Origin of the sequence: Streptomyces sp. NPDC087859 (assembly GCF_044742595.1) — a bacterium.
Taxonomy (GTDB): Bacteria; Actinomycetota; Actinomycetes; order Streptomycetales; family Streptomycetaceae; genus Streptomyces; species Streptomyces canus_F.
In genome coordinates this window covers 1-16,203 of sequence record NZ_JBIUUU010000030.1, presented here as the reverse complement: position 1 = coordinate 16,203, position 16,203 = coordinate 1, and the positions used below count along the sequence as shown (strand labels likewise).

General features: G+C 69.8%; 20 protein-coding genes and 1 pseudogene. 8 read left to right on the top strand and 13 right to left on the bottom strand.

Translation table 11 applies throughout. The annotated features are described in order from the left end of the window. The first annotated feature begins 2 nt into the window (after positions 1-2). From ACIOHP_RS46095 to ACIOHP_RS46085, 3 genes are read left to right on the top strand one after another with little or no spacing between them, the layout of a single operon-like run. Complete coding sequence (locus ACIOHP_RS46095; RefSeq protein ID WP_266830871.1) at positions 3-260, top strand: acyl carrier protein; 258 nt, start codon at positions 3-5, stop codon at positions 258-260. Position 261: 1 nt separating this feature from the next. Then, positions 262-741: an SRPBCC family protein gene (locus ACIOHP_RS46090; RefSeq protein WP_401897246.1), complete on the top strand. Its 480-nt coding sequence runs from the start codon at positions 262-264 to the stop codon at positions 739-741. A 20-nt stretch (positions 742-761) separates the two neighbouring features. Beyond that, positions 762-1,094: a TcmI family type II polyketide cyclase gene (locus ACIOHP_RS46085; RefSeq protein ID WP_361556098.1), complete on the top strand. Its 333-nt coding sequence runs from the start codon at positions 762-764 to the stop codon at positions 1,092-1,094. Between the two features lie 90 nt (positions 1,095-1,184). Here ACIOHP_RS46085 and ACIOHP_RS46080 read toward each other — a convergent pair whose 3' ends face one another. The 4 genes from ACIOHP_RS46080 to ACIOHP_RS46065 form a co-directional block, all read right to left on the bottom strand. Beyond that, entirely contained in the window at positions 1,185-2,249 is a 1,065-nt protein-coding gene (locus tag ACIOHP_RS46080; protein ID WP_401897244.1) for a methyltransferase, read from the bottom strand. A 43-nt stretch (positions 2,250-2,292) separates the two neighbouring features. Continuing rightward, entirely contained in the window at positions 2,293-3,357 is a 1,065-nt protein-coding gene (locus ACIOHP_RS46075) for a right-handed parallel beta-helix repeat-containing protein (RefSeq protein ID WP_361561100.1), read from the bottom strand. Between the two features lie 131 nt (positions 3,358-3,488). Then, positions 3,489-3,668, bottom strand: coding sequence for a hypothetical protein (locus tag ACIOHP_RS46070; RefSeq protein WP_351694181.1), 180 nt, complete (start codon positions 3,666-3,668; stop codon positions 3,489-3,491). A 94-nt stretch (positions 3,669-3,762) separates the two neighbouring features. Continuing rightward, positions 3,763-5,319 (bottom strand): serine hydrolase, encoded by a 1,557-nt coding sequence (locus ACIOHP_RS46065; protein ID WP_401897242.1) that lies wholly within the window; start codon positions 5,317-5,319, stop codon positions 3,763-3,765. A gap of 139 nt (positions 5,320-5,458) precedes the next feature. On the opposite strand from ACIOHP_RS46065, the gene ACIOHP_RS46060 reads away from it, so the two are divergent. Further along, positions 5,459-6,286, top strand: a complete 828-nt coding sequence (locus tag ACIOHP_RS46060; protein WP_401897240.1) for a methyltransferase domain-containing protein — start codon at positions 5,459-5,461, stop codon at positions 6,284-6,286. Positions 6,287-6,307: 21 nt separating this feature from the next. Here ACIOHP_RS46060 and ACIOHP_RS46055 read toward each other — a convergent pair whose 3' ends face one another. The 4 genes from ACIOHP_RS46055 to ACIOHP_RS46040 all read right to left on the bottom strand — a co-directional run bounded on the left by ACIOHP_RS46055 (position 6,308) and on the right by ACIOHP_RS46040 (position 8,233). Then, positions 6,308-6,532, bottom strand: a complete 225-nt coding sequence (locus ACIOHP_RS46055; protein WP_401897383.1) for a hypothetical protein — start codon at positions 6,530-6,532, stop codon at positions 6,308-6,310. A 15-nt stretch (positions 6,533-6,547) separates the two neighbouring features. After that, positions 6,548-6,670 (bottom strand): hypothetical protein, encoded by a 123-nt coding sequence (locus tag ACIOHP_RS46050; RefSeq protein ID WP_401897238.1) that lies wholly within the window; start codon positions 6,668-6,670, stop codon positions 6,548-6,550. Between the two features lie 84 nt (positions 6,671-6,754). Beyond that, positions 6,755-7,864, bottom strand: a complete 1,110-nt coding sequence (locus ACIOHP_RS46045; protein WP_401897235.1) for an NAD(P)/FAD-dependent oxidoreductase — start codon at positions 7,862-7,864, stop codon at positions 6,755-6,757. A 99-nt stretch (positions 7,865-7,963) separates the two neighbouring features. Beyond that, positions 7,964-8,233 carry a hypothetical protein gene (locus ACIOHP_RS46040; RefSeq protein WP_401897233.1) on the bottom strand — a complete coding sequence of 90 codons (270 nt, stop codon included), beginning with the start codon at positions 8,231-8,233 and terminating at the stop codon, positions 7,964-7,966. Between the two features lie 430 nt (positions 8,234-8,663). Here ACIOHP_RS46040 and ACIOHP_RS46035 point away from each other — a divergent pair, with 430 nt between their 5' ends. Together ACIOHP_RS46035 and ACIOHP_RS46030 are read left to right on the top strand one after the other, a co-directional pair. Continuing rightward, positions 8,664-9,458: a serine/threonine protein kinase gene (locus ACIOHP_RS46035; RefSeq protein ID WP_401897232.1), complete on the top strand. Its 795-nt coding sequence runs from the start codon at positions 8,664-8,666 to the stop codon at positions 9,456-9,458. Beyond that, positions 9,455-11,002: a serine/threonine-protein kinase gene (locus ACIOHP_RS46030; protein WP_401897229.1), complete on the top strand. Its 1,548-nt coding sequence runs from the start codon at positions 9,455-9,457 to the stop codon at positions 11,000-11,002. The genes ACIOHP_RS46035 and ACIOHP_RS46030 overlap by 4 nt, the downstream gene beginning before the upstream one ends. Positions 11,003-11,029: 27 nt before the next feature. Here the strand turns inward: ACIOHP_RS46030 and ACIOHP_RS46025 are convergent, their stop codons facing one another. The 3 genes from ACIOHP_RS46025 to ACIOHP_RS46015 all read right to left on the bottom strand — a co-directional run bounded on the left by ACIOHP_RS46025 (position 11,030) and on the right by ACIOHP_RS46015 (position 13,443). Continuing rightward, on the bottom strand, positions 11,030-12,190 hold the full coding sequence (locus tag ACIOHP_RS46025; RefSeq protein WP_401897227.1) for a hypothetical protein: 1,161 nt from the start codon (positions 12,188-12,190) through the stop codon (positions 11,030-11,032). Continuing rightward, on the bottom strand, positions 12,187-12,327 hold the full coding sequence (locus tag ACIOHP_RS46020; RefSeq protein ID WP_401897224.1) for a hypothetical protein: 141 nt from the start codon (positions 12,325-12,327) through the stop codon (positions 12,187-12,189). Before ACIOHP_RS46020 ends, ACIOHP_RS46025 begins: the two co-directional genes overlap by 4 nt. Positions 12,328-12,459: 132 nt before the next feature. Further along, complete coding sequence (locus ACIOHP_RS46015) at positions 12,460-13,443, bottom strand: ArsR/SmtB family transcription factor (RefSeq protein ID WP_401897222.1); 984 nt, start codon at positions 13,441-13,443, stop codon at positions 12,460-12,462. A 234-nt stretch (positions 13,444-13,677) separates the two neighbouring features. Here ACIOHP_RS46015 and ACIOHP_RS46010 point away from each other — a divergent pair, with 234 nt between their 5' ends. Both ACIOHP_RS46010 and ACIOHP_RS46005 read left to right on the top strand, forming a co-directional pair. Then, positions 13,678-13,965: a hypothetical protein gene (locus ACIOHP_RS46010; RefSeq protein WP_401897220.1), complete on the top strand. Its 288-nt coding sequence runs from the start codon at positions 13,678-13,680 to the stop codon at positions 13,963-13,965. Positions 13,966-14,020: 55 nt separating this feature from the next. Then, positions 14,021-15,250, top strand: coding sequence for a serine hydrolase domain-containing protein (locus tag ACIOHP_RS46005; protein WP_401897218.1), 1,230 nt, complete (start codon positions 14,021-14,023; stop codon positions 15,248-15,250). A gap of 105 nt (positions 15,251-15,355) precedes the next feature. On the opposite strand, the gene ACIOHP_RS46000 is transcribed toward ACIOHP_RS46005, so the two are convergent. Together ACIOHP_RS46000 and ACIOHP_RS45995 are read right to left on the bottom strand one after the other, a co-directional pair. Next, positions 15,356-16,072, bottom strand: coding sequence for an alpha/beta fold hydrolase (locus tag ACIOHP_RS46000; protein ID WP_401897217.1), 717 nt, complete (start codon positions 16,070-16,072; stop codon positions 15,356-15,358). Between the two features lie 20 nt (positions 16,073-16,092). After that, positions 16,093-16,203, bottom strand: a pseudogene (locus tag ACIOHP_RS45995) (esterase); the annotation flags it as partial.

The window sequence follows — 16,203 nt, the reverse complement described above, 5'->3', positions numbered from 1 at the left end:
GCATGAGTGACCGAATCACCGTGGAAGAGCTCGCCGAGCTCATGAAGAAGTCCGCCGGAGTCACCGTCGCACCCGAGGAACTCCAACAGCGGTACGACACCGGCTTCGACGCCTTCGGCATCGACTCCCTCGCGCTGCTCGGCATTGTGGGCGAGCTGGAGAACCGGTACGGCACACCCATGCCTCCCGATGCCGAGAAGAGCAAGAACCCCCGGCAGTTCCTCGATCTCGTCAACAGCGCGCTTCTGGCGGGAGCCTGACATGGCCGGACACACGCAGAACGAAGTCACCATCGCCGCGCCGCTCGACCTGGTCTGGGACATGACCAACGACGTCGCGAACTGGCCGCAGCTGTTCAGCGAGTACGCATCCGCCGAGATCCTGTCCCAGGAGGGGAACAGGACCACGTTCCGGCTGACGATGCACCCCGACGACAACGGCAAGGTGTGGAGCTGGGTCTCCGAGCGGGAGCCGGACCGCGACACGCTCAGCGTGCGGGCCCGCCGAGTCGAGACCGGACCCTTCGCCTACATGAACATCGTGTGGCAGTACGAGAAGGTGCCCGAAGGCACTCGCATGGTGTGGACCCAGGACTTCGCGATGAAGCCGGACGCACCGGTCGACGACGACTGGATGACGGACAACATCAACCGCAACTCCAAGGTCCAGATGGCCCTGATCCGGGACCGCATCGAGCAGGCCGCCATGGAACGCCGGCCCGCGCAGATGCTCTCCGACTGATCCGGACGGAGGACAGGACGATGCACCAATCCCTGATCGTCGCCCGTATGGCACCGGAGTCGGCCCTCGACATCGCCAAGGTGTTCGACGAGTCGGACCGGGGAGAACTGCCGCACCTCGTGGGAGTCGCCCGGCGCAGCCTGTTCCAGTTCGACGACGTGTACCTGCACCTCATCGAGTCGGAGCGGGACCCCGGACCCGCCATCGCGAAGGTGGCCGGCCACCCCGAGTTCCGGGACATCAGTGAACGGCTGTCGGCGTACGTCACCGCGTACGACCCGGCGACCTGGCGTTCACCGAAGGACGCGATGGCGCGCTGCTTCTACACCTGGGAACGGGACGCCACCTCCTGAACCACCCGCACGAACCGCCGGTCGCCGGGCACGCGAGGATTGCGTGCCCGGCGACCGGCGGTTCGTGATGGTTTTGTCCGGGGGACGTGGTCACCCGGGGACGGTGCAGTCGAACGCGTGCAGGTAGGGGTTGACCGGGCTGACGTCGTCGATGACCAGCCCCGCCTCCGTCAGCCTGCCCACCATGCTGGCGGTGGTGTGCTTGGCACCGCCCACGTTGAGGAGCAGCAGCAGGTCCATGGCGGTGCTGAACCGCATCGAGGGCGTGTCGTCGACGAGGTTCTCGATGACCACGACCCGCGATCCGGGACCGCCCGCCTCGATGACGTTGCGCAGCGTGCGGGTCGTGCTGTCGTCGTCCCACTCCAGGATGTTCTTGATGACGTAGACGTCGGCCTGGACCGGGACGGCCGCACGGCAGTCACCGGGCACGAGGCGCACCCGGTCCGCGAGCGCGCCTCCCGCCCGCAGCCGGGGGTCGGCGTTGTCCACCACGCGCGGCAGGTCGAGCAGAGTGCCGTGGAGCGAGGGGTACTTCTCCAGCAGACTCGCCACCACATGCCCCTGACCACCGCCGATGTCGGCGACCGACGAGGCACCCGACAGGTCGAGGAACTGCGCGACATCCCGCGCCGACTGCACGCTGGAGGTCGTCATGGCACGGTTGAAGACGTCGGCCGATTCGGGGGCGTCCTCGTTCAGGTACGGGAAGAACTCCTTGCCGTACAGATCCTCCACGACGTTGCGGCCGGAGCGCACCGCCTCGTCCAGCCTCGGCCACGCGTCCCAGGTCCACGGCTCGGTGCACCACAGCGCGATGTCGCGCAGGCTGTGCGGATCGTCCTCGCGCAGCAGCCGGGACATGTCGGTGTGCGTGAACGTCCCGTCCGGCGCCTCGGCGAAGATGCCGTAGCAGGACAGGGCGCGCAACAGTCGTCCTAGGGGCTTGGGTTCGGTCTTCACCGCGGCCGCGAGGTCCTCCACGGCCAGTGGGCTGTCGCCGAGGGCGTCGGCGACCTTCAGCCGCACTGCCGCGCGGAGGGCGGCCGCACACGCCGCCCCGAACACGAGCTCCCTGAGCCGCATGGACGGCGGCGGCGCGGCCTGTGCGGTCCGGCTGGTCGGTGACGTCTCGGTGGTCTGTGCAGTCGTCATGTGCCGCCTTCCTTCTTCGAGTTCATGAGCGACCCCACAGCCGTCAGCACAGTCCCGCGGGCTTGGACGCCCGGCAGGTGTTGCCCTGGAAGGTGTTGCCCTCGCCGGTGTCGGTGTTGACGAGGTCCGCCGGGGCGTTGTCCTTCAGCACGTTGTCGGTGATCCGGTTCCGCTCGCTGGTGGCGCCCACGAAGCTCTTGAACAGGACGATGCCGCCCGACAGCGAGGAGGGACCGGCGTTGTCCGTGACCCGGTTCCGCGTCACCAGGGTGTCCTCGGCACCCGTCAGCACGATGCCGGAGCCCTGGAGTGCCTCGAGCCGCGCGGTCTTCGGGCAGGACTTGTTGTTCCGCGCGACGCGGTTGTCCCGCACGGTCAGAGCGCCGGCCCTCGGCTTGTTCTCGTCGCCCACGACGAAGACGCCCGCGCAGTTGCCGACGACTTGGTTGTGCGCGACGGTGAGGTTCCGCAGCCGCCGGACGGTGAGGCCGACTCGATTGCCCTCCAGGAGGTTGCGCTCGACCACCGTTCCCTCGGTGTCCGCGGCGCCCTCGTCGGCCTTGATCGTGTTCGCGAGCAACAGGCCCGCGTCGCCGTTGTCCCGGGCGGTGTTCTTGCGGAACACACTGCGGACCGAACGCTCCTGGGCGATGCCCCACACGCCGTTCTTCACCGCGGTCACGTTCTGCACGGTCAGTCCGTCGGTCCCCACCGAGAACACCCCGGCCTTGGCGAAGCCCGTCACGGTCAGGGAGGCGACGGTGACGCCCTTGATGTCCTTGTCCTTCTTCCCGACCACACAGATGCCGTTGCCGCCCTCACCGCAGCTCTCGGTGGCCTTGGTCGTGGCCGGCTTGAGGACGGTACTGCGGCCCATGCCGCGCAGGGTGAGATCGGGCGTGGTCACCTTGACGCTCTGGCGGTAGGTGCCGGGCGTCAGGAGAACCGTGTCTCCCGGGTCGGCGGCGTCCACCGCCGCCTGGATGGACTCCCCGGGAAAGACCACGTGGGTCATCTGATGGTCCGCAGCCACCGGCGGGGCGGCACCGAGCCCCACCCCGGTGATCGCTGCCGCGCACGCCAGGTAGGCGATATGAAGTTTCATCATATTCTGTACGCTATGACCCAATAGTCCGCGAACGGTCCCGATAGCCCATCCGGCGGCGTGTCATGGCGGAGCAGGACCCGCGGCTCCCGGGATCGTCCGCGCGCCTCGCCCCTACGGTCCGGTGAACGGAATCAGCGCCTGCGGCCGCCGCGCGCGGACCATCCGGTGCCGATACCCGCGAGATGCAGGGCCAGTACGGTCAGCCCGAGCAGCATCACGTTGGTCGAGCTGAAAGCGTCGTTGGTGGATATCTCGGCCGCGTTGATCAGGAAAGCGATGAAGAACAGGATCGCGGAAATGATGGCCAGCAAGGTGACCGTCCCTTCGGTTGGGGGTTCTTGTTCACTTGCCGTCCGGATGCCCCCAAGTCGCAGGAAAACACGACCGATTGTGCCCTGATTAATCTCACCTGGCCGTGGCGTCGGTACGGGTGAAGGTGCCCAGTCCCTCGCTGTCGAGGTATTCGACGGTGAAGGACTTCCCGTTCGGGGCGAAGGAGACCCCGGTCGGGCCGACCGCGTTCTCGCCCGCGGTCTCGAAGCTGAACGTGTCGCCGTCGTAGTGCGTGAGCCGGTACGACTGGGGCTTGGGCCCCAGACGGAGCGTGAGGGCACCGTTGTCGTCGGCGACGACCTGGGCCCGACCGTAGTAGTCGCTGTCGTACGTGCCGGTGTAGGTGTCGGCGGCCTTCGCGGGCGCGGCGCCGGACGGCGGGTGTGCGTAGTCGGTCTCGGAACGGCCCGCGTCCTCCTGCTGCTGGTACACCGCGTCGACGAGGGGTATCCAGTCCCGGCTGACCTTGCCCTTCTGGGCGATGTCGAAGAAGTCGAGGGCGACGGCGTCGGCGACCCCGACGGGTGAGGTGTTGGTCAGGACGACGATGCCGAGCTGCTCGCCGGGCAGCATCGTGACGTTGGTGTGCGCGCCCGACGCGAACGCTCCCGTGTGCGACAGTCTGAGCCGGCCCTCGTCGTCGTAACTGACGTTCCAGCCAAGGCCGTAGAAGCCGGTCCGGCCGGCCGGGGCGTGGGGCGGGGAGGCGACGGACTCGGGCCAGTGGGTGCGCTCCAGGGCCTCGGCGTCGATGATCTGCTTGCCGCCGAGCTTGCCGTCGGCGAGCTGAAGCCGCAGCCACGTCGCCATGTCCCGGGCGGTGGAACTGACGCCGCCCGCGGGGGACTGCGCGTCCGGATCCCGAACGAACTCCGCCTTCCAGTCGCCGTCGGCCGTCCTGACGTGGCCCCAGGCGCGGTCGGCGGCCTTCGCGTAGTCGCCGAAGCGGGAGCTGGTGGAGTTCATGCCGGCCGGCTTGTAGAGGGTGTCGGCGGCGAGCTTCTCCCAGGAGACGCCCTTCTCGTCCGCGACGGCCTGGGCGGCGGCCGTCAGGCCGAAGTTGGTGTAGGCGTAGCTGGCGCGGAACGGCGCGAGGGGCTCGTAGCGCAGGTGGGACAGGATGTACGCGCGGTCGTAGCCGAGGTCTTCGAGGAGGTCTCCGGCGTGGTCGGGGAGGCCGCTTCGGTGCGAGAACAGGTCGGCGACCGTCACGTGCGAGGTGACCCACGGGTCCTTGAGCCGGAAGTCCGGCACGTTCGGGGCGACGGGCTCGCTCCAGCCCTCCACGCCCACCGCTCCGGAGACCACGGTGGAGGCGATCGGCTTCGAGACGGAGGCGAGCTGGAACACGGTGTCGGCGTCGACGGCCGCCTTCTCACCGGCCTTGCGTACGCCGTATCCCTTGAGGTGGACGACCTTGCCGTTATGGACGACGGCGACGGCCACGCCGGGTGTCCCCGTGCGCTTCATGGCCGCCCGGACCACCCCGTCGAGCTGGTCCACGGCCCGCTGGACCTCTGCGTCGTCGAGCTGGGGCGGCGGCTGGGCCGGGGGCGGGGAAGGACCCGGTGCCATGGCGCCCAGCAGCGTCGTCAGCCCGGCTGCGGCAATCCAGCGCAGAGTGCTCACCCATCCATTGAAATACCTTCGGCGAGGTCTGTCGCGCGCAGCCGCTGCCGGTGCCGAAGGCCTGGGGGCCGGCGGACGGGCACGACGGGCTTCTTAACCGGTGGCGTCTTCGTGGACGGGTCTCGTAGCTTGTGCGTTCGTGACTGATGATCCGCGGACGCACCCGAACCCACGCGACCTCGGCCGGGTGTTCAACGACGTGCCGGAGCTCTACGACCGGGTCCGGCCGGGCTACCCCGACGAGTTGTTCGCGGACCTGGCCGCCGTCACCGGCCTGGACGCACAGTCGACGGTGCTGGAGGTGGGCTGCGGTACCGGTCAGGCGACGCGCTCACTGGCGGCCCTCGGATACTCCGTGACCGCCGTCGAGCCCGGAGCGGACTTGGCCGCGCTCGCTCGTCGGCGGCTCGCGGCATTCCGTGACATCGAGGTCGAGACGTCGACGTTCGAGGCGTGGGACGACCGCGGCCGGCGCTTCGATGCCCTCGTGGCCGCGTCGTCGTGGCACTGGGTCGACCCGTCGGTCGGCTGGCGGAGAGCGCACGACGTGCTCCGTCCCGGGGGCTGGGCGGCGCTGCTCGGCCATGTCGTCGTCCGCAGGCCGGAAGAGCCCGAGGTCTACGCCGAGACCGCCGACCTCCATGAGCGGTTCTGCCCAGGGAACCCCGCCTGGGGTCACCCGCCGCTGGAGGACGAGGTGCGCGCCAGGGACGAGGGCTGGGGTCTTGTCGACGATCCCGGGGAACTGTTCGGCCTGACGGTCGTGCGCTGGTACCCCACCGTTCAGTGGTTCAACGGGGAGGGCTTTGCCGACCACCTCCGCTCGCAGTCGCCGTATCGCAAACTCGATTCCCACGTTCGTGAGCCCCTGCTCGACGCCGTTGCCGAGCGCATCCGTACGCGACTGGGCGACCGAGCATCACGCCGCTACCTGAGCGTCCTGCGGGTCGGGCAGCGCGCTGAGTGAGTTCAGGGACGCTCGGGGTGATTACCTGAGGTGCCGGCGAGCGTTGCGTTCCGCGGCGGCGTGCCACCAGCCGGGCGGGGAGGGGCTGGTGACGCCGGCCGTGGGTTGGTCGGGATGCAGCCCCAGCCGACGGAGCGCACTCGCGTCGACGCGGACGGTGAACCAGCCGTGCCAGTGGCCGTCAGGACCGATGCCGCAGGAGAGGTCCCACTGGACTTCGTCCGCAGTGAACGGCGTCCAGTCGATGCCGCGGTTCCGCAGTCAAGCGCGTGCGGCTCCCGCCGGGTGGAGGCGGCCCAGATTCTCGTAGGCCGCGATGGTGACCCAGTTGGTGCTCGGTGTGTCCATAGCGGCCATGATGCAGCGCCGTCGTGCGGGTGTCATCGGCATTCGTTGAGAACGGTGATGCGGGCGGACCTGTAGGGAAGCGGCACCCGTCCGGTTGTGCGGCCGCGCCGGCGCGTCCTGTCACGGCGGGAACCGCTGCGGGTGGAAGTCCGCGAGGAGTGCGTCTCTTTGCCCGGTGAGGATTTGTGCGGCAAGGAGGCTGCCGATGACGGGTCCGAGGGTGATGCCGCTGTGGGTTACGGCCTCGTAGTAGCCGGGAACGGACGGTACCGGTCCTACGGAGGGGAATCCGTCGGCGGGGATGGGCCGGTGGGCTGTCCGCGCCTGTGCGATGGGGGAGTCGCCGAGCTCGGGGACGACGTGCCGGGCCGATTCACGGAGCAGGCGCGCGAGTCGGCCGGGCTCTTCGCCGGTGTCGATGAGGGCGTCGATTTCCCGGCTGTGGAGGACCACCGAGGTGTCTCCGTCCGGGCGCATCTCGATGTGAGGTGCGTGCATGGCCCGGTGGATCGGGACCGGAGTGCAGCGGATCCGGGCGACGACGCCGGGCTCCGCGCGCATCGGCAGGTGCCGTGCGATGAGCCCGGCGATGTGAGAGGCGCTGGGGCCTGCCGCGTTCACGACGACGTCGACGTCGAGAGAGCTCCCGTCGGACAGGGCAACGGTCCGGACGCTTCCGTCGCCGCCGGTGCCGATGCCACGGACCGCGATGCCGGAGCGGAGCTCGGCGCCGGACGCCACGGCCTCGTGGACCAGGCGGCGGACGAGATGACGGCCGTGCACCCAGCCCTCGTCGGGGTAGAACAGCACCCGGGCCTCACCGGGCAGCGTGACGGAGGGTTCGAGGCGACGACGCACGTCGGCCCCCGTGTATTCCTCGACCCGGTAGCCCCAATCGACCAGCAGCTCGGCTGTTTTGAGGAACCGCGCCTGCGCCGTGGGCTCGTCCGCCCAGCGCAGGTGGCCGCTGGGATACCACCACGAGTCCGGTCCGATGGCCTTGGCCAGCTCACGGTGGGCCGTCATGCCCGCGACATTGAGGTCGAAGTAGGACCTGCTCACGGTCTTGTTGCCGGCGTTGACCCACGAGAAGGACCAGTTGGTGACGCCCTCGCCCGGCCGGCCCGCGTCGACGAACACCACTTCGGCGCCGCGCCGGCACAGGTTCCAGCCCACGCTGGCGCCCAGGACGCCCACGCCGATGACAGCGACACGTTCAGGCCGCTTCACGAACCCGGTCCTCACGCCTCACGAACGCCGCCTCCCCAGATCATGGGCGAACTCCCGTGTCCAGCAGGCTACCGAGCCCCACCCCTTGCCACACTTCGTTCAGTCGCTGTCCCGCTCGGGCATGGGGGAGTACTTGGTGGGTCCGGGCGTGCGGCCCTCCGGCGGGTAGTCACAGTCGAGGCTGGAGATCTCGTAGTCGTCGCCCTCGCTCTGATCCTGGTCGACGACGACCGCCGCGGTGCACACGCGCCCGTGCTCGTCGGTGAACGTGACGATCTCGGTGTAGTCCGTGGGATTGCCGCATCCCACGAGCAGCAGTGCCGCCGCCCCGACGGCCGTCGCCGTTCCAAGTCCCCATCGTGGTCTCATCGTTGGCCCCCGTGTCTGTTCCGCAGTCCGTCTCGGTCATTGCCGCACGAACGAACGTAGCCGTCTGCGGCGGTCCGGTCACCGTGTCCGTCGACAACGCACCGCACACGGGGAACCGAGAGGATCGGCCGATCGTCCTAGTGGGCGTGCCTCGCGCTCTCACCCCTGGAATCGGCCCGCTTGCGGTGCCTGGCATGGACAACGATGTCACCTCTGCGGCTTTTGACCAGAAGCCCGCAGGCTGTGGCGAACGCTCCAGCGAAGCCTTGACGTCGCCGGTTCTGTGGGGTGAGTCGGCTGCGACGGACGAGGCGGCGAAGCGGCGACTGTGACCGAAAGACGCTCCCTGCTGCCCCGCGTGGAGACGCCGGGTCGGCGGAAAGCGGAACCGCCTCTACAATCCTGGCGACCACATCGGGGGAAAGTCGGTATGGAAACAATCATTGTGCAGCCGCCCGGTCCGTCGCGGCCGGGCGAAGTCGACGTCGTCGGGCCCGAGTTGCTGCACATGGGACCGGGCGACGTGGCCGACTTCGGGCGCGGACTGCCCGGCGGCCGGGAAGTCGCCATCGTGCTGCCCGACCCCGGTATCTCCCGGCGGGCGGGGCGCCTGGAGGCGGCCGAGGACTACTGGCGGCTGTCGAACTTCAGCCGTGACACCGCGTACGCGGTCGAGAACCTGGAGGGTGCCGGCGAGTACATCACCGTCGCGCCCGGTCGGCTGGGAGCGCCGGTGCCCTTCGAGTTCTCCCGAGTCGTTCTGCCCGCGATGAGTGGGACCGTCGAGTTCAAGGTGTTCGCCCCGCAGCACGCCTATCTGGACAAGCGGTCCTCGCCGGGTGCGGGGGAGTTGACCGTGCATCCCTACGCGCTCGATGTCACGGCGAAGTACTTCCTCGTGCTCGTGGCCCTGTGCGAGCCACGCCTGCGCGATCCCTCGGACGGCGCGCTGCCGGGCGCGGGGGACATCGCGGAGCGGCTGCGCCCGCTGGAGAGCTGTCGTGGTCTGACCCGCTCCGCGGTGAACTACCACATCGACTATCTGGCCTTCGCCAAACTGCGCCTGGACCTCGGCGAGGAGCCCGGTGCGGACGGCAACGCCCGCACCGGCGCCAAGCGCGCCCGGCTGGCCTCCCTCGCCCTGCGCTTCGGCCTGGTGCGCGAGGAACACCTCGCCCTGTTGCCGTCCCGCAGACGGCCCGTCCCGCAGGAGAGCGGCGCATGAGCTCGTCAGGCGCCGAAGAGGGCGCTCTCGAAACGCCGCGACTGCCGGCGGGTTTCCGTATCGAGGGCTGGGAGTTGGACGCTGTCATCGGGTCGGGCGGCTGGGGGACCGTGTACGAGGCCCGCGCGGTCGCCGACGGCACGACCGTGGCGGTGAAGGTGCTGCCGACCGGCGCCCTGGCCCCCGGTCAGCGGGCGGCGCTCGGCGAACTGGTCGCGCGCGAGGTGCGGTTCAGCGCCGAGGCGGACCACCCCCACCTCGTACGCACGCACGCCGTGTGCACCGTGGACGCGCCGGATCTGCCCGCGCTGGACGGTGCCATCGCGCTCGTCATGGACCGCGCCGAGGCCAGTGTGCGTCAGGTGCTGGACGCTGCCGCGACAGGCCGTCCGATCCCGGAGGCCGTGCGGGTCCTGCGCGGTGTCGCCGCGGGGCTCTCCCATATGCACGGAGCCGGTTGGGTGCACGGCGACCTCAAGCCCGCCAACGTGCTCCTGGGCGCGGACGGCGCGGTCTGGCTCGCCGACTTCGGTCTGGCCACCGAACTCGAGGGCACCCACGCCTATGTGCCGCCGCTCGGCACCCTCGACCATGTGCCGCCCGAGTGGTGGTCCCAGCGCACCGGGGCGGACGGGACCATGGTGCGGCCGACCGCCGACATCTGGGCCTTCGGCATCCTGGCCCACCAGGTGCTCACCGGTGGCCTCCACCCGTTCCCCGGCGCCACCGCCCGCGCCCGCTCGCTCGCCGCGCAGGCCTACGCCCGGGGCACCGCGCCACTGCGTCTGGACGCCGGACTCGACGAGAACTGGCGCCGACTCATCGAGGACTGTCTGGCACCCGACCACGCCGGCCGGGCGCGCCACACCGCCGCGAGCCTGTCCGCCCGGATCGAGCAGCTGGCGAGCCCGCGTGGTCGGCGCCGCCTGTTGCCGATCGCCGCCGTGGCGCTCGCCGCGGTGTCGGCCGCCGCCATCGGCGGGGCCGCGCTGCTCGGGGGCGGCGGAGGCGCGGGAAACGACGATGACGATCAGGGGCGCCGTACGCCGGCCGTCGTCACCGGCGCGCACAGTCCGGCCGCCGGGGAGATCCCGGAGGACTCCGACGTACCCAAGGCACTGCGCCCGGTCATCGTGAAGGCCGCCCACCGCTGCAGCGACGCCGAGGTCACGCCCGCGTTCCTCGCCGCCATGATCAAGGCGGAGAGCGGTTTCGACGTGAACGCGTCCCGCCCCAAGAGCGAGGAGTTCGGCATCGCCATGTGGACGCCGTCGGTGTTCCGTGCCTGGGCGGTCGACGGTGACGGCGACGGAGACAAGGACTACATGTCGCCCCCGGACGCGATCTCCACGATGTCGCTGTACGTGTGCTGGCTCGACCAGCAGTTCAAGAAGGAGAAGATGCCGATCAAGGATCTTCCCGCGCTGATGGCGGCCGGCTACCGCACCAGCGACCGCACGGTCATCACCGAGGGCGGCGTTCCCGAACGCGTGCGCCCCCACGTCGACAAGGTGCTCCGCTACCTCGCCGACTACGAGCGGTGAGGAAGCGGAGCTGTCGCTCAAGGCCGTTCAGCAGTCCTTGACGTCAGGCATCTTGTTGTCGGGCGAGGTGATGTAGATGTTCGAGATCCAGCCGTTGTACTGGGGGAGGTACGCCCACCAGTCATTGCTGTACGGCGGCACGTCGACCTTCTCGCCCCTCGCTTGGCAGCCCACCAGCACCTCGACACCTGCGGGGAGTTGGGTGATGGGGGAGTTCCCCGTGTTCGGGTTGGGGCGGACGTTCACATGGTCGCTCCATGTGCCGTACCACCATCCCGCGGGCCGGGTGGCGCCGGGAACGTTCAGGGAGCGGGTCAGCCGGCCGATGTCCGTGTACGCCTTCCCGTACGACGTGCCGACGGGATGCAGCGTGAACACGGCCACGATGGACCGGTCACCGGCGCCCACGGTGCCCGTGCTGTGCAGGGCGGGCCGGGTCAGGTCCACGTCCGCGGCGGCCGCAGCCGGGCTCGACGTACCGGCCGCGGCCGCGGTCGCGGAGGCAGCGCTTGCCGTGCCGCAGGTGCCCTTCTCGAAGGAGGTCCCCGACCAGCCCTGCTTCACCGCCCACGGCTTCGAGAACGCCCCGGCGACGCCGAAGTGCTGGTCGAACTTGTCCGAGGCGCAGCGGGTGGACTGACGCAGGTTGTCCATCACGAAGGTGCGCACCGGGGCGGGCGCCGACTCCAGGAGGTAGCGGTAGATCGTCACCGTGTCGCGGGCGGAGAGCGCGGTGTACCCCCAGAAGCCCTCCTTCCCGGCGGGCGGCACTGCCGTGTCCTTGAGCCCGAGGTTCTTCACCATGCGGGTGATGATCGCCGTACCGCCGTGGTCCGACCAGTAGTTGTTGGCGGCGCTGTCGTTGCTGCTGCGCAGCATCGGCTCCAGCCATGCCCGGTCGGAGGCGGGCACGGTGTAGTCGGGACCCCGGTCCCACAGGTAGTCCAGCGCCATCAGCAGCTTGACGACCGAGGCGGACCGGAAGGGGGTGCTCGAGTTGAGCTGCTCGGTGAAGGTGCCGGTCTGCCGGTCGAAGACGGCGACCCCGGCGCTGACACCGGAGGGCACCTCGACGGACGCGGCGGCGGGGCGCACCGGCTGCCCGGCCGGGGCATCCGCGGCGGCGGAGCCTGCCACGCCGCCGATCAGCAGGAGCGCGGCGGCGACAGCGAGAAGAGGGCGCTTCACAGGTAGTGCTCCCTGGGGTTGATCGAGTTGGCCGGTGCGAGGGCGAGCACGGCGGTGCCGTGCGGAAGTCGGCGCATGTGATGCCTTTCGCCGTGGACACCCTTCTTCAGCGTGATGCGGACACTGTCAAGGCGCATGAAGCCGTCTCTTCCTGTCTGTGGAGGGTGCCCCGCAGCACGGCCGGGGCCTGGAAGACGACTCGAACCTTAGAGAGGGGAGTGGGGGCGGCGGTCCTGACGGATGTCAGGGTGGCGTTGCCGCGCGCGGGCTCAGCCCGACAGCAGGTGGACGAGTGTCGCGCCCGACGTCGTACGCCGGGCCACCACGTGCTGCCCTCGCCGCTCCCGGCTGAGGAGACCGGCCGCCTCCAGCTGACCGCAGTGGTAGGTCACGGTCGCCGGCGTGCAGTTGAGAGCCGAGGCCAGGGAGCCCATGGTGCACGGTCGGACCAGCTCGCGCAGGATCCCCGCCCGCAGGGAACCCACCACGAGCCTGAGCGGGTCCCTTTCGGCGGTGGCCTCCCGAGCGGTCCACAGGGTGCTCAGTCCGGGCACGGGATAGCCGAACCACACGGCGTCGGAACGGTCGAAGCTGAAGACCGAGGCACCGTTGCCCGACACGATGGGCACCAGCACCACACGGCGGGCACCCCGCTCGAACGTCTCGGGGTGCGGATCGGGCACGTACAGCGTCTGCCCGGAAAAGCGGATCTTGGGCCCGAGCCCGCTCATGACGAGTGGCAGGGCGTTGCTGACGACCGCCACACCCACCCGCTCGGTCTCCCGGGACAGCAGGGAGCCGGCCCGCGCCCAGATCGGTCCGAAAGCCTCCCACACGGCGCTGAGAATGGCCGCGTACGCGTGGATGAAGGCCTTCGGCCGGTCGACGACCGACTGCCACTGCCGAGGAACCGTCCCTCCGAAGTCCGTCTCCAGCTCCCCCAGCAGCAGATGGGGTGAGACCTCCGCCAGACGGTCCAGCTGGACCGAGAGATCGGTCTCCCACAGGGGTGCCGTGGGGGTGAGGCAGTCGGGGACCATCGAGTACTCACGGGTGAACAGCGGCCGCAGCACCGCCTCCGCCCCCTCGGGTACCGCCGAGCGCAGCGCGCGCCGCCACGTGGGGTGCACGCCCTGGGAACGTCCGCCCAGCGCATCCGCGACGAGCGACATCAAGGTGACGCCGGGCTGCGCCACGACCGAGACCGGCACTGTTTCCAGCGGCCCCAGACACAACTCGGAGAACCGGGCCATGAACACTCCCCCATTGACGTACCACCACCCCTTGGGACGCACGGGATTGAGTAAAGGTTTCGAACAACCTGGGTAAAGACGCCGACCGGGACACGTTTTGAAGCTGCTCGAAATGCTGGGTCGTGCCGCCGGCTTTGAACAGACTGTGTCCGACCACGGGGGACGGTGGCGGCTGACCAACCGCGTACATCGCTGTGCCCCGCGCAGAACACGTAGGAGAAACGGGGCACTTGTATGTCTCTTGGACGCCGTGCCGGCACGGGAATCGACGCGGGCTCCTGGCTGCAACTGCGCACCGGCCCCGGACACCGCTACGCCGACGTGCCGTACGGGCGCCTGGACAACAGGGCCGAAGTGGGCCTGAAGTGCTGGTCCACGGGTGACGGGGCCGCGGACAACCCGAACTACCGCTACTGGATGCGGGTCGAGGTCGGCAACAGCTACAGCGGCTACGTCAACGACTGGTACCTGAACACCGGCAGCCCGGACGTCTGGAAGCAGCAGATCCGACAGTGCCCCTGATCCGGCGGACCGCTCCCGCCTTCCGTATCCCACTCTTCGAGCCGAGGAACTGACCGTGACGTTGAACAACCGCCGGCGCCTGGCCGCAGGCGCCACCCTGATCGCCGCGCTCGCCGCCGGTGTCGTCCCCGCCACCACCGCCCATGCCGCGCCCGCCGTCCCCGGCGCCACCAAGGCGACCACACCCGCACCCGACATGGAAGGTGTGGTCGCCGCGCTGAACGCCGCCATGGCCGAGGGCGCACCGGGAGCGATGGCCCGGTTCACCGGCCCCGACGGTGTCCAGGCCCGGACCGTGGGAGTGCGCGACCGGGAGTCGGGCGCCGCCATGGACGTCCGTGCCCGCTTCCGTATCGGAAGCGTCAGCAAGACCTTCTCCAGCGTGGTGCTGCTCCAACTCGTCCAGGAGCGGAAGCTGGAGCTCGACGCGCCGGTGAACCGGTACCTTCCCGGACTGCTGCCCGACGACCGGATCACGGTGCGGCACCTCCTGACCCACCGCAGCGGGCTCGCGGACTACACCGACGCGATGTTCGAGCACACCGTGCCCGGCTTCGAGGCCGTACGCAACCGGGTCTTCAGCTACCAGGAGCTGGTGGACCTCTCGCTGGGCGAGCCCCGCACCACCGAGCCTGGCGTCGCCTACAAGTACTCCAACACGAACTTCGTGGTAGTAGGCATGCTCATCGAGAAGATCACCGGGAAGCCGGTCGCCAAGGAGTACCAGCGCCGCATCATCGGACCGCTCGGACTGCGCAACACCTCGTACGTGCACCCCGACGTCCGCATCGCGGGGCTCCACGTACACGGCTATCTGCACCCCGACGAGGCCGGTGCGCCGCTGGTGGACTCCACCGAGCAGACGGTCTCCTGGGCACAGTCGGCCGGGGCGGTCATCTCCAGCCCGGCGGACCTCAACACCTTCGTGACCGCGCTGATGAAGGGCAGACTGCTGTCGCCGCGGATGCTTGAGGCGATGACGACCGTCACGCCGACCGACACCACCAACACCCGCTTCTACGGCCTCGGTCTGCGCCGCTACGACCTGTCCTGCGGCACGCGGATCTACGGCCACACCGGCACCGTGCAGGGGTTCTACACCTACGCCTTCGCGACCGCCGACGGCCGGCGCAGCCTCTCCGCGATGGCGAACACCTCCAACAAGGGATCCGCCAACACCGCGCTCGGCGGCACGCTCGAGGCCGCGTTCTGCGGCAAGAAGCCGGCCGCGAAGTTCGCGCCGTCCCAGTTGCCGGCCGAGTCGGACCTGCCCGAACGCCGCTGAACGCCGACGTCTCGGTTCTCGATGACGACCGTCGCGCAGGGCGGTCGGACCGGCGCGGCCGGACACCGTAAGGGTGTCCGGCCGCGCCGTGCGGTCCGAGGGCCGTCAGCTCGTCGCGCGGACCGCCTCACGGATCAGGTCGGCGACCTCCTTGGGCCGCGATACCGCCACGGCGTGCGAAGCGCCCTCCGACTCGACGATCGTGGCCCCGGCCCGCTTGGCTCCGAAGCGCTCGACCTCGGGATTGATCGCCTGGTCCGCGCCGGCGACCAGCGCCCAGGACGGCTTGGTCTGCCACGCGGCCACGGGCGCGGTCTCCTCGAACGCCGCTGCGGCCAGAGGACGTTGGGCCGCCGCGAGCACTTTGGTGACCTCGGCGGGCACGTCGGCGGCGAACACCGCGGGGAAGGCGTCCTCGGCGATGGTGACCTCGACGGCCGGGTCGCCGCCCGGGACCGGGTACGTCCACTGCTTCAGGTTGCTCACGAGCGGGGAGAGCGGGAAGCGCCCCTGCAACTCGCCGAGGCTCTCGCCCTCTTGGAGGACGTAGGCCGCCACGTAGACCAGGCCGGCCACGTTCTCCATGGCACCGGCCACGGTGATGACCGCGCCGCCGTAGGAGTGTCCGACGAGGACGACCGGGCCGTCGATCTGGGAGGCCAGGGAGGCGACGTAGGCGGAGTCCGACGCGAGGCCGCGCAGCGGGTTGGGGGGCGCGATCACGGGGATGCCGTCGCTCTGGAGCTCTTCGATGACCCCGGCCCAGCTGCCGGCGTCCGCGAAGGCGCCGTGTACGAGCAGAACGGTGGGAGTGGTGGACATGTGGGGATCTCCTTGTCGGATCAGCCGTGCAGCGCGGTGCGCAGGGTGGTGATGGCCTGGTTGATCGCGGCGTGGGCGGCGTGGGTGTCGCGCAGGGCGTTGAGCATGACGAAGTCGTGGATGATGCCCTG

Coding starts and splice junctions, on each gene's coding strand:
- ACIOHP_RS46095 (WP_266830871.1), top strand. CDS start 3: ATGAGTGACCGAATCACCGTGGAAGAGCTCGCCGAGCTCATGAAGAAG.
- ACIOHP_RS46090 (WP_401897246.1), top strand. CDS start 262: ATGGCCGGACACACGCAGAACGAAGTCACCATCGCCGCGCCGCTCGAC.
- ACIOHP_RS46085 (WP_361556098.1), top strand. CDS start 762: ATGCACCAATCCCTGATCGTCGCCCGTATGGCACCGGAGTCGGCCCTC.
- ACIOHP_RS46080 (WP_401897244.1), bottom strand. CDS start 2,249: ATGACGACTGCACAGACCACCGAGACGTCACCGACCAGCCGGACCGCA.
- ACIOHP_RS46075 (WP_361561100.1), bottom strand. CDS start 3,357: ATGATGAAACTTCATATCGCCTACCTGGCGTGCGCGGCAGCGATCACC.
- ACIOHP_RS46050 (WP_401897238.1), bottom strand. CDS start 6,670: ATGACACCCGCACGACGGCGCTGCATCATGGCCGCTATGGACACACCG.
- ACIOHP_RS46040 (WP_401897233.1), bottom strand. CDS start 8,233: ATGAGACCACGATGGGGACTTGGAACGGCGACGGCCGTCGGGGCGGCG.
- ACIOHP_RS46035 (WP_401897232.1), top strand. CDS start 8,664: ATGGAAACAATCATTGTGCAGCCGCCCGGTCCGTCGCGGCCGGGCGAA.
- ACIOHP_RS46030 (WP_401897229.1), top strand. CDS start 9,455: ATGAGCTCGTCAGGCGCCGAAGAGGGCGCTCTCGAAACGCCGCGACTG.
- ACIOHP_RS46020 (WP_401897224.1), bottom strand. CDS start 12,327: ATGCGCCTTGACAGTGTCCGCATCACGCTGAAGAAGGGTGTCCACGGC.
- ACIOHP_RS46015 (WP_401897222.1), bottom strand. CDS start 13,443: ATGGCCCGGTTCTCCGAGTTGTGTCTGGGGCCGCTGGAAACAGTGCCG.
- ACIOHP_RS46010 (WP_401897220.1), top strand. CDS start 13,678: ATGTCTCTTGGACGCCGTGCCGGCACGGGAATCGACGCGGGCTCCTGG.
- ACIOHP_RS46000 (WP_401897217.1), bottom strand. CDS start 16,072: ATGTCCACCACTCCCACCGTTCTGCTCGTACACGGCGCCTTCGCGGAC.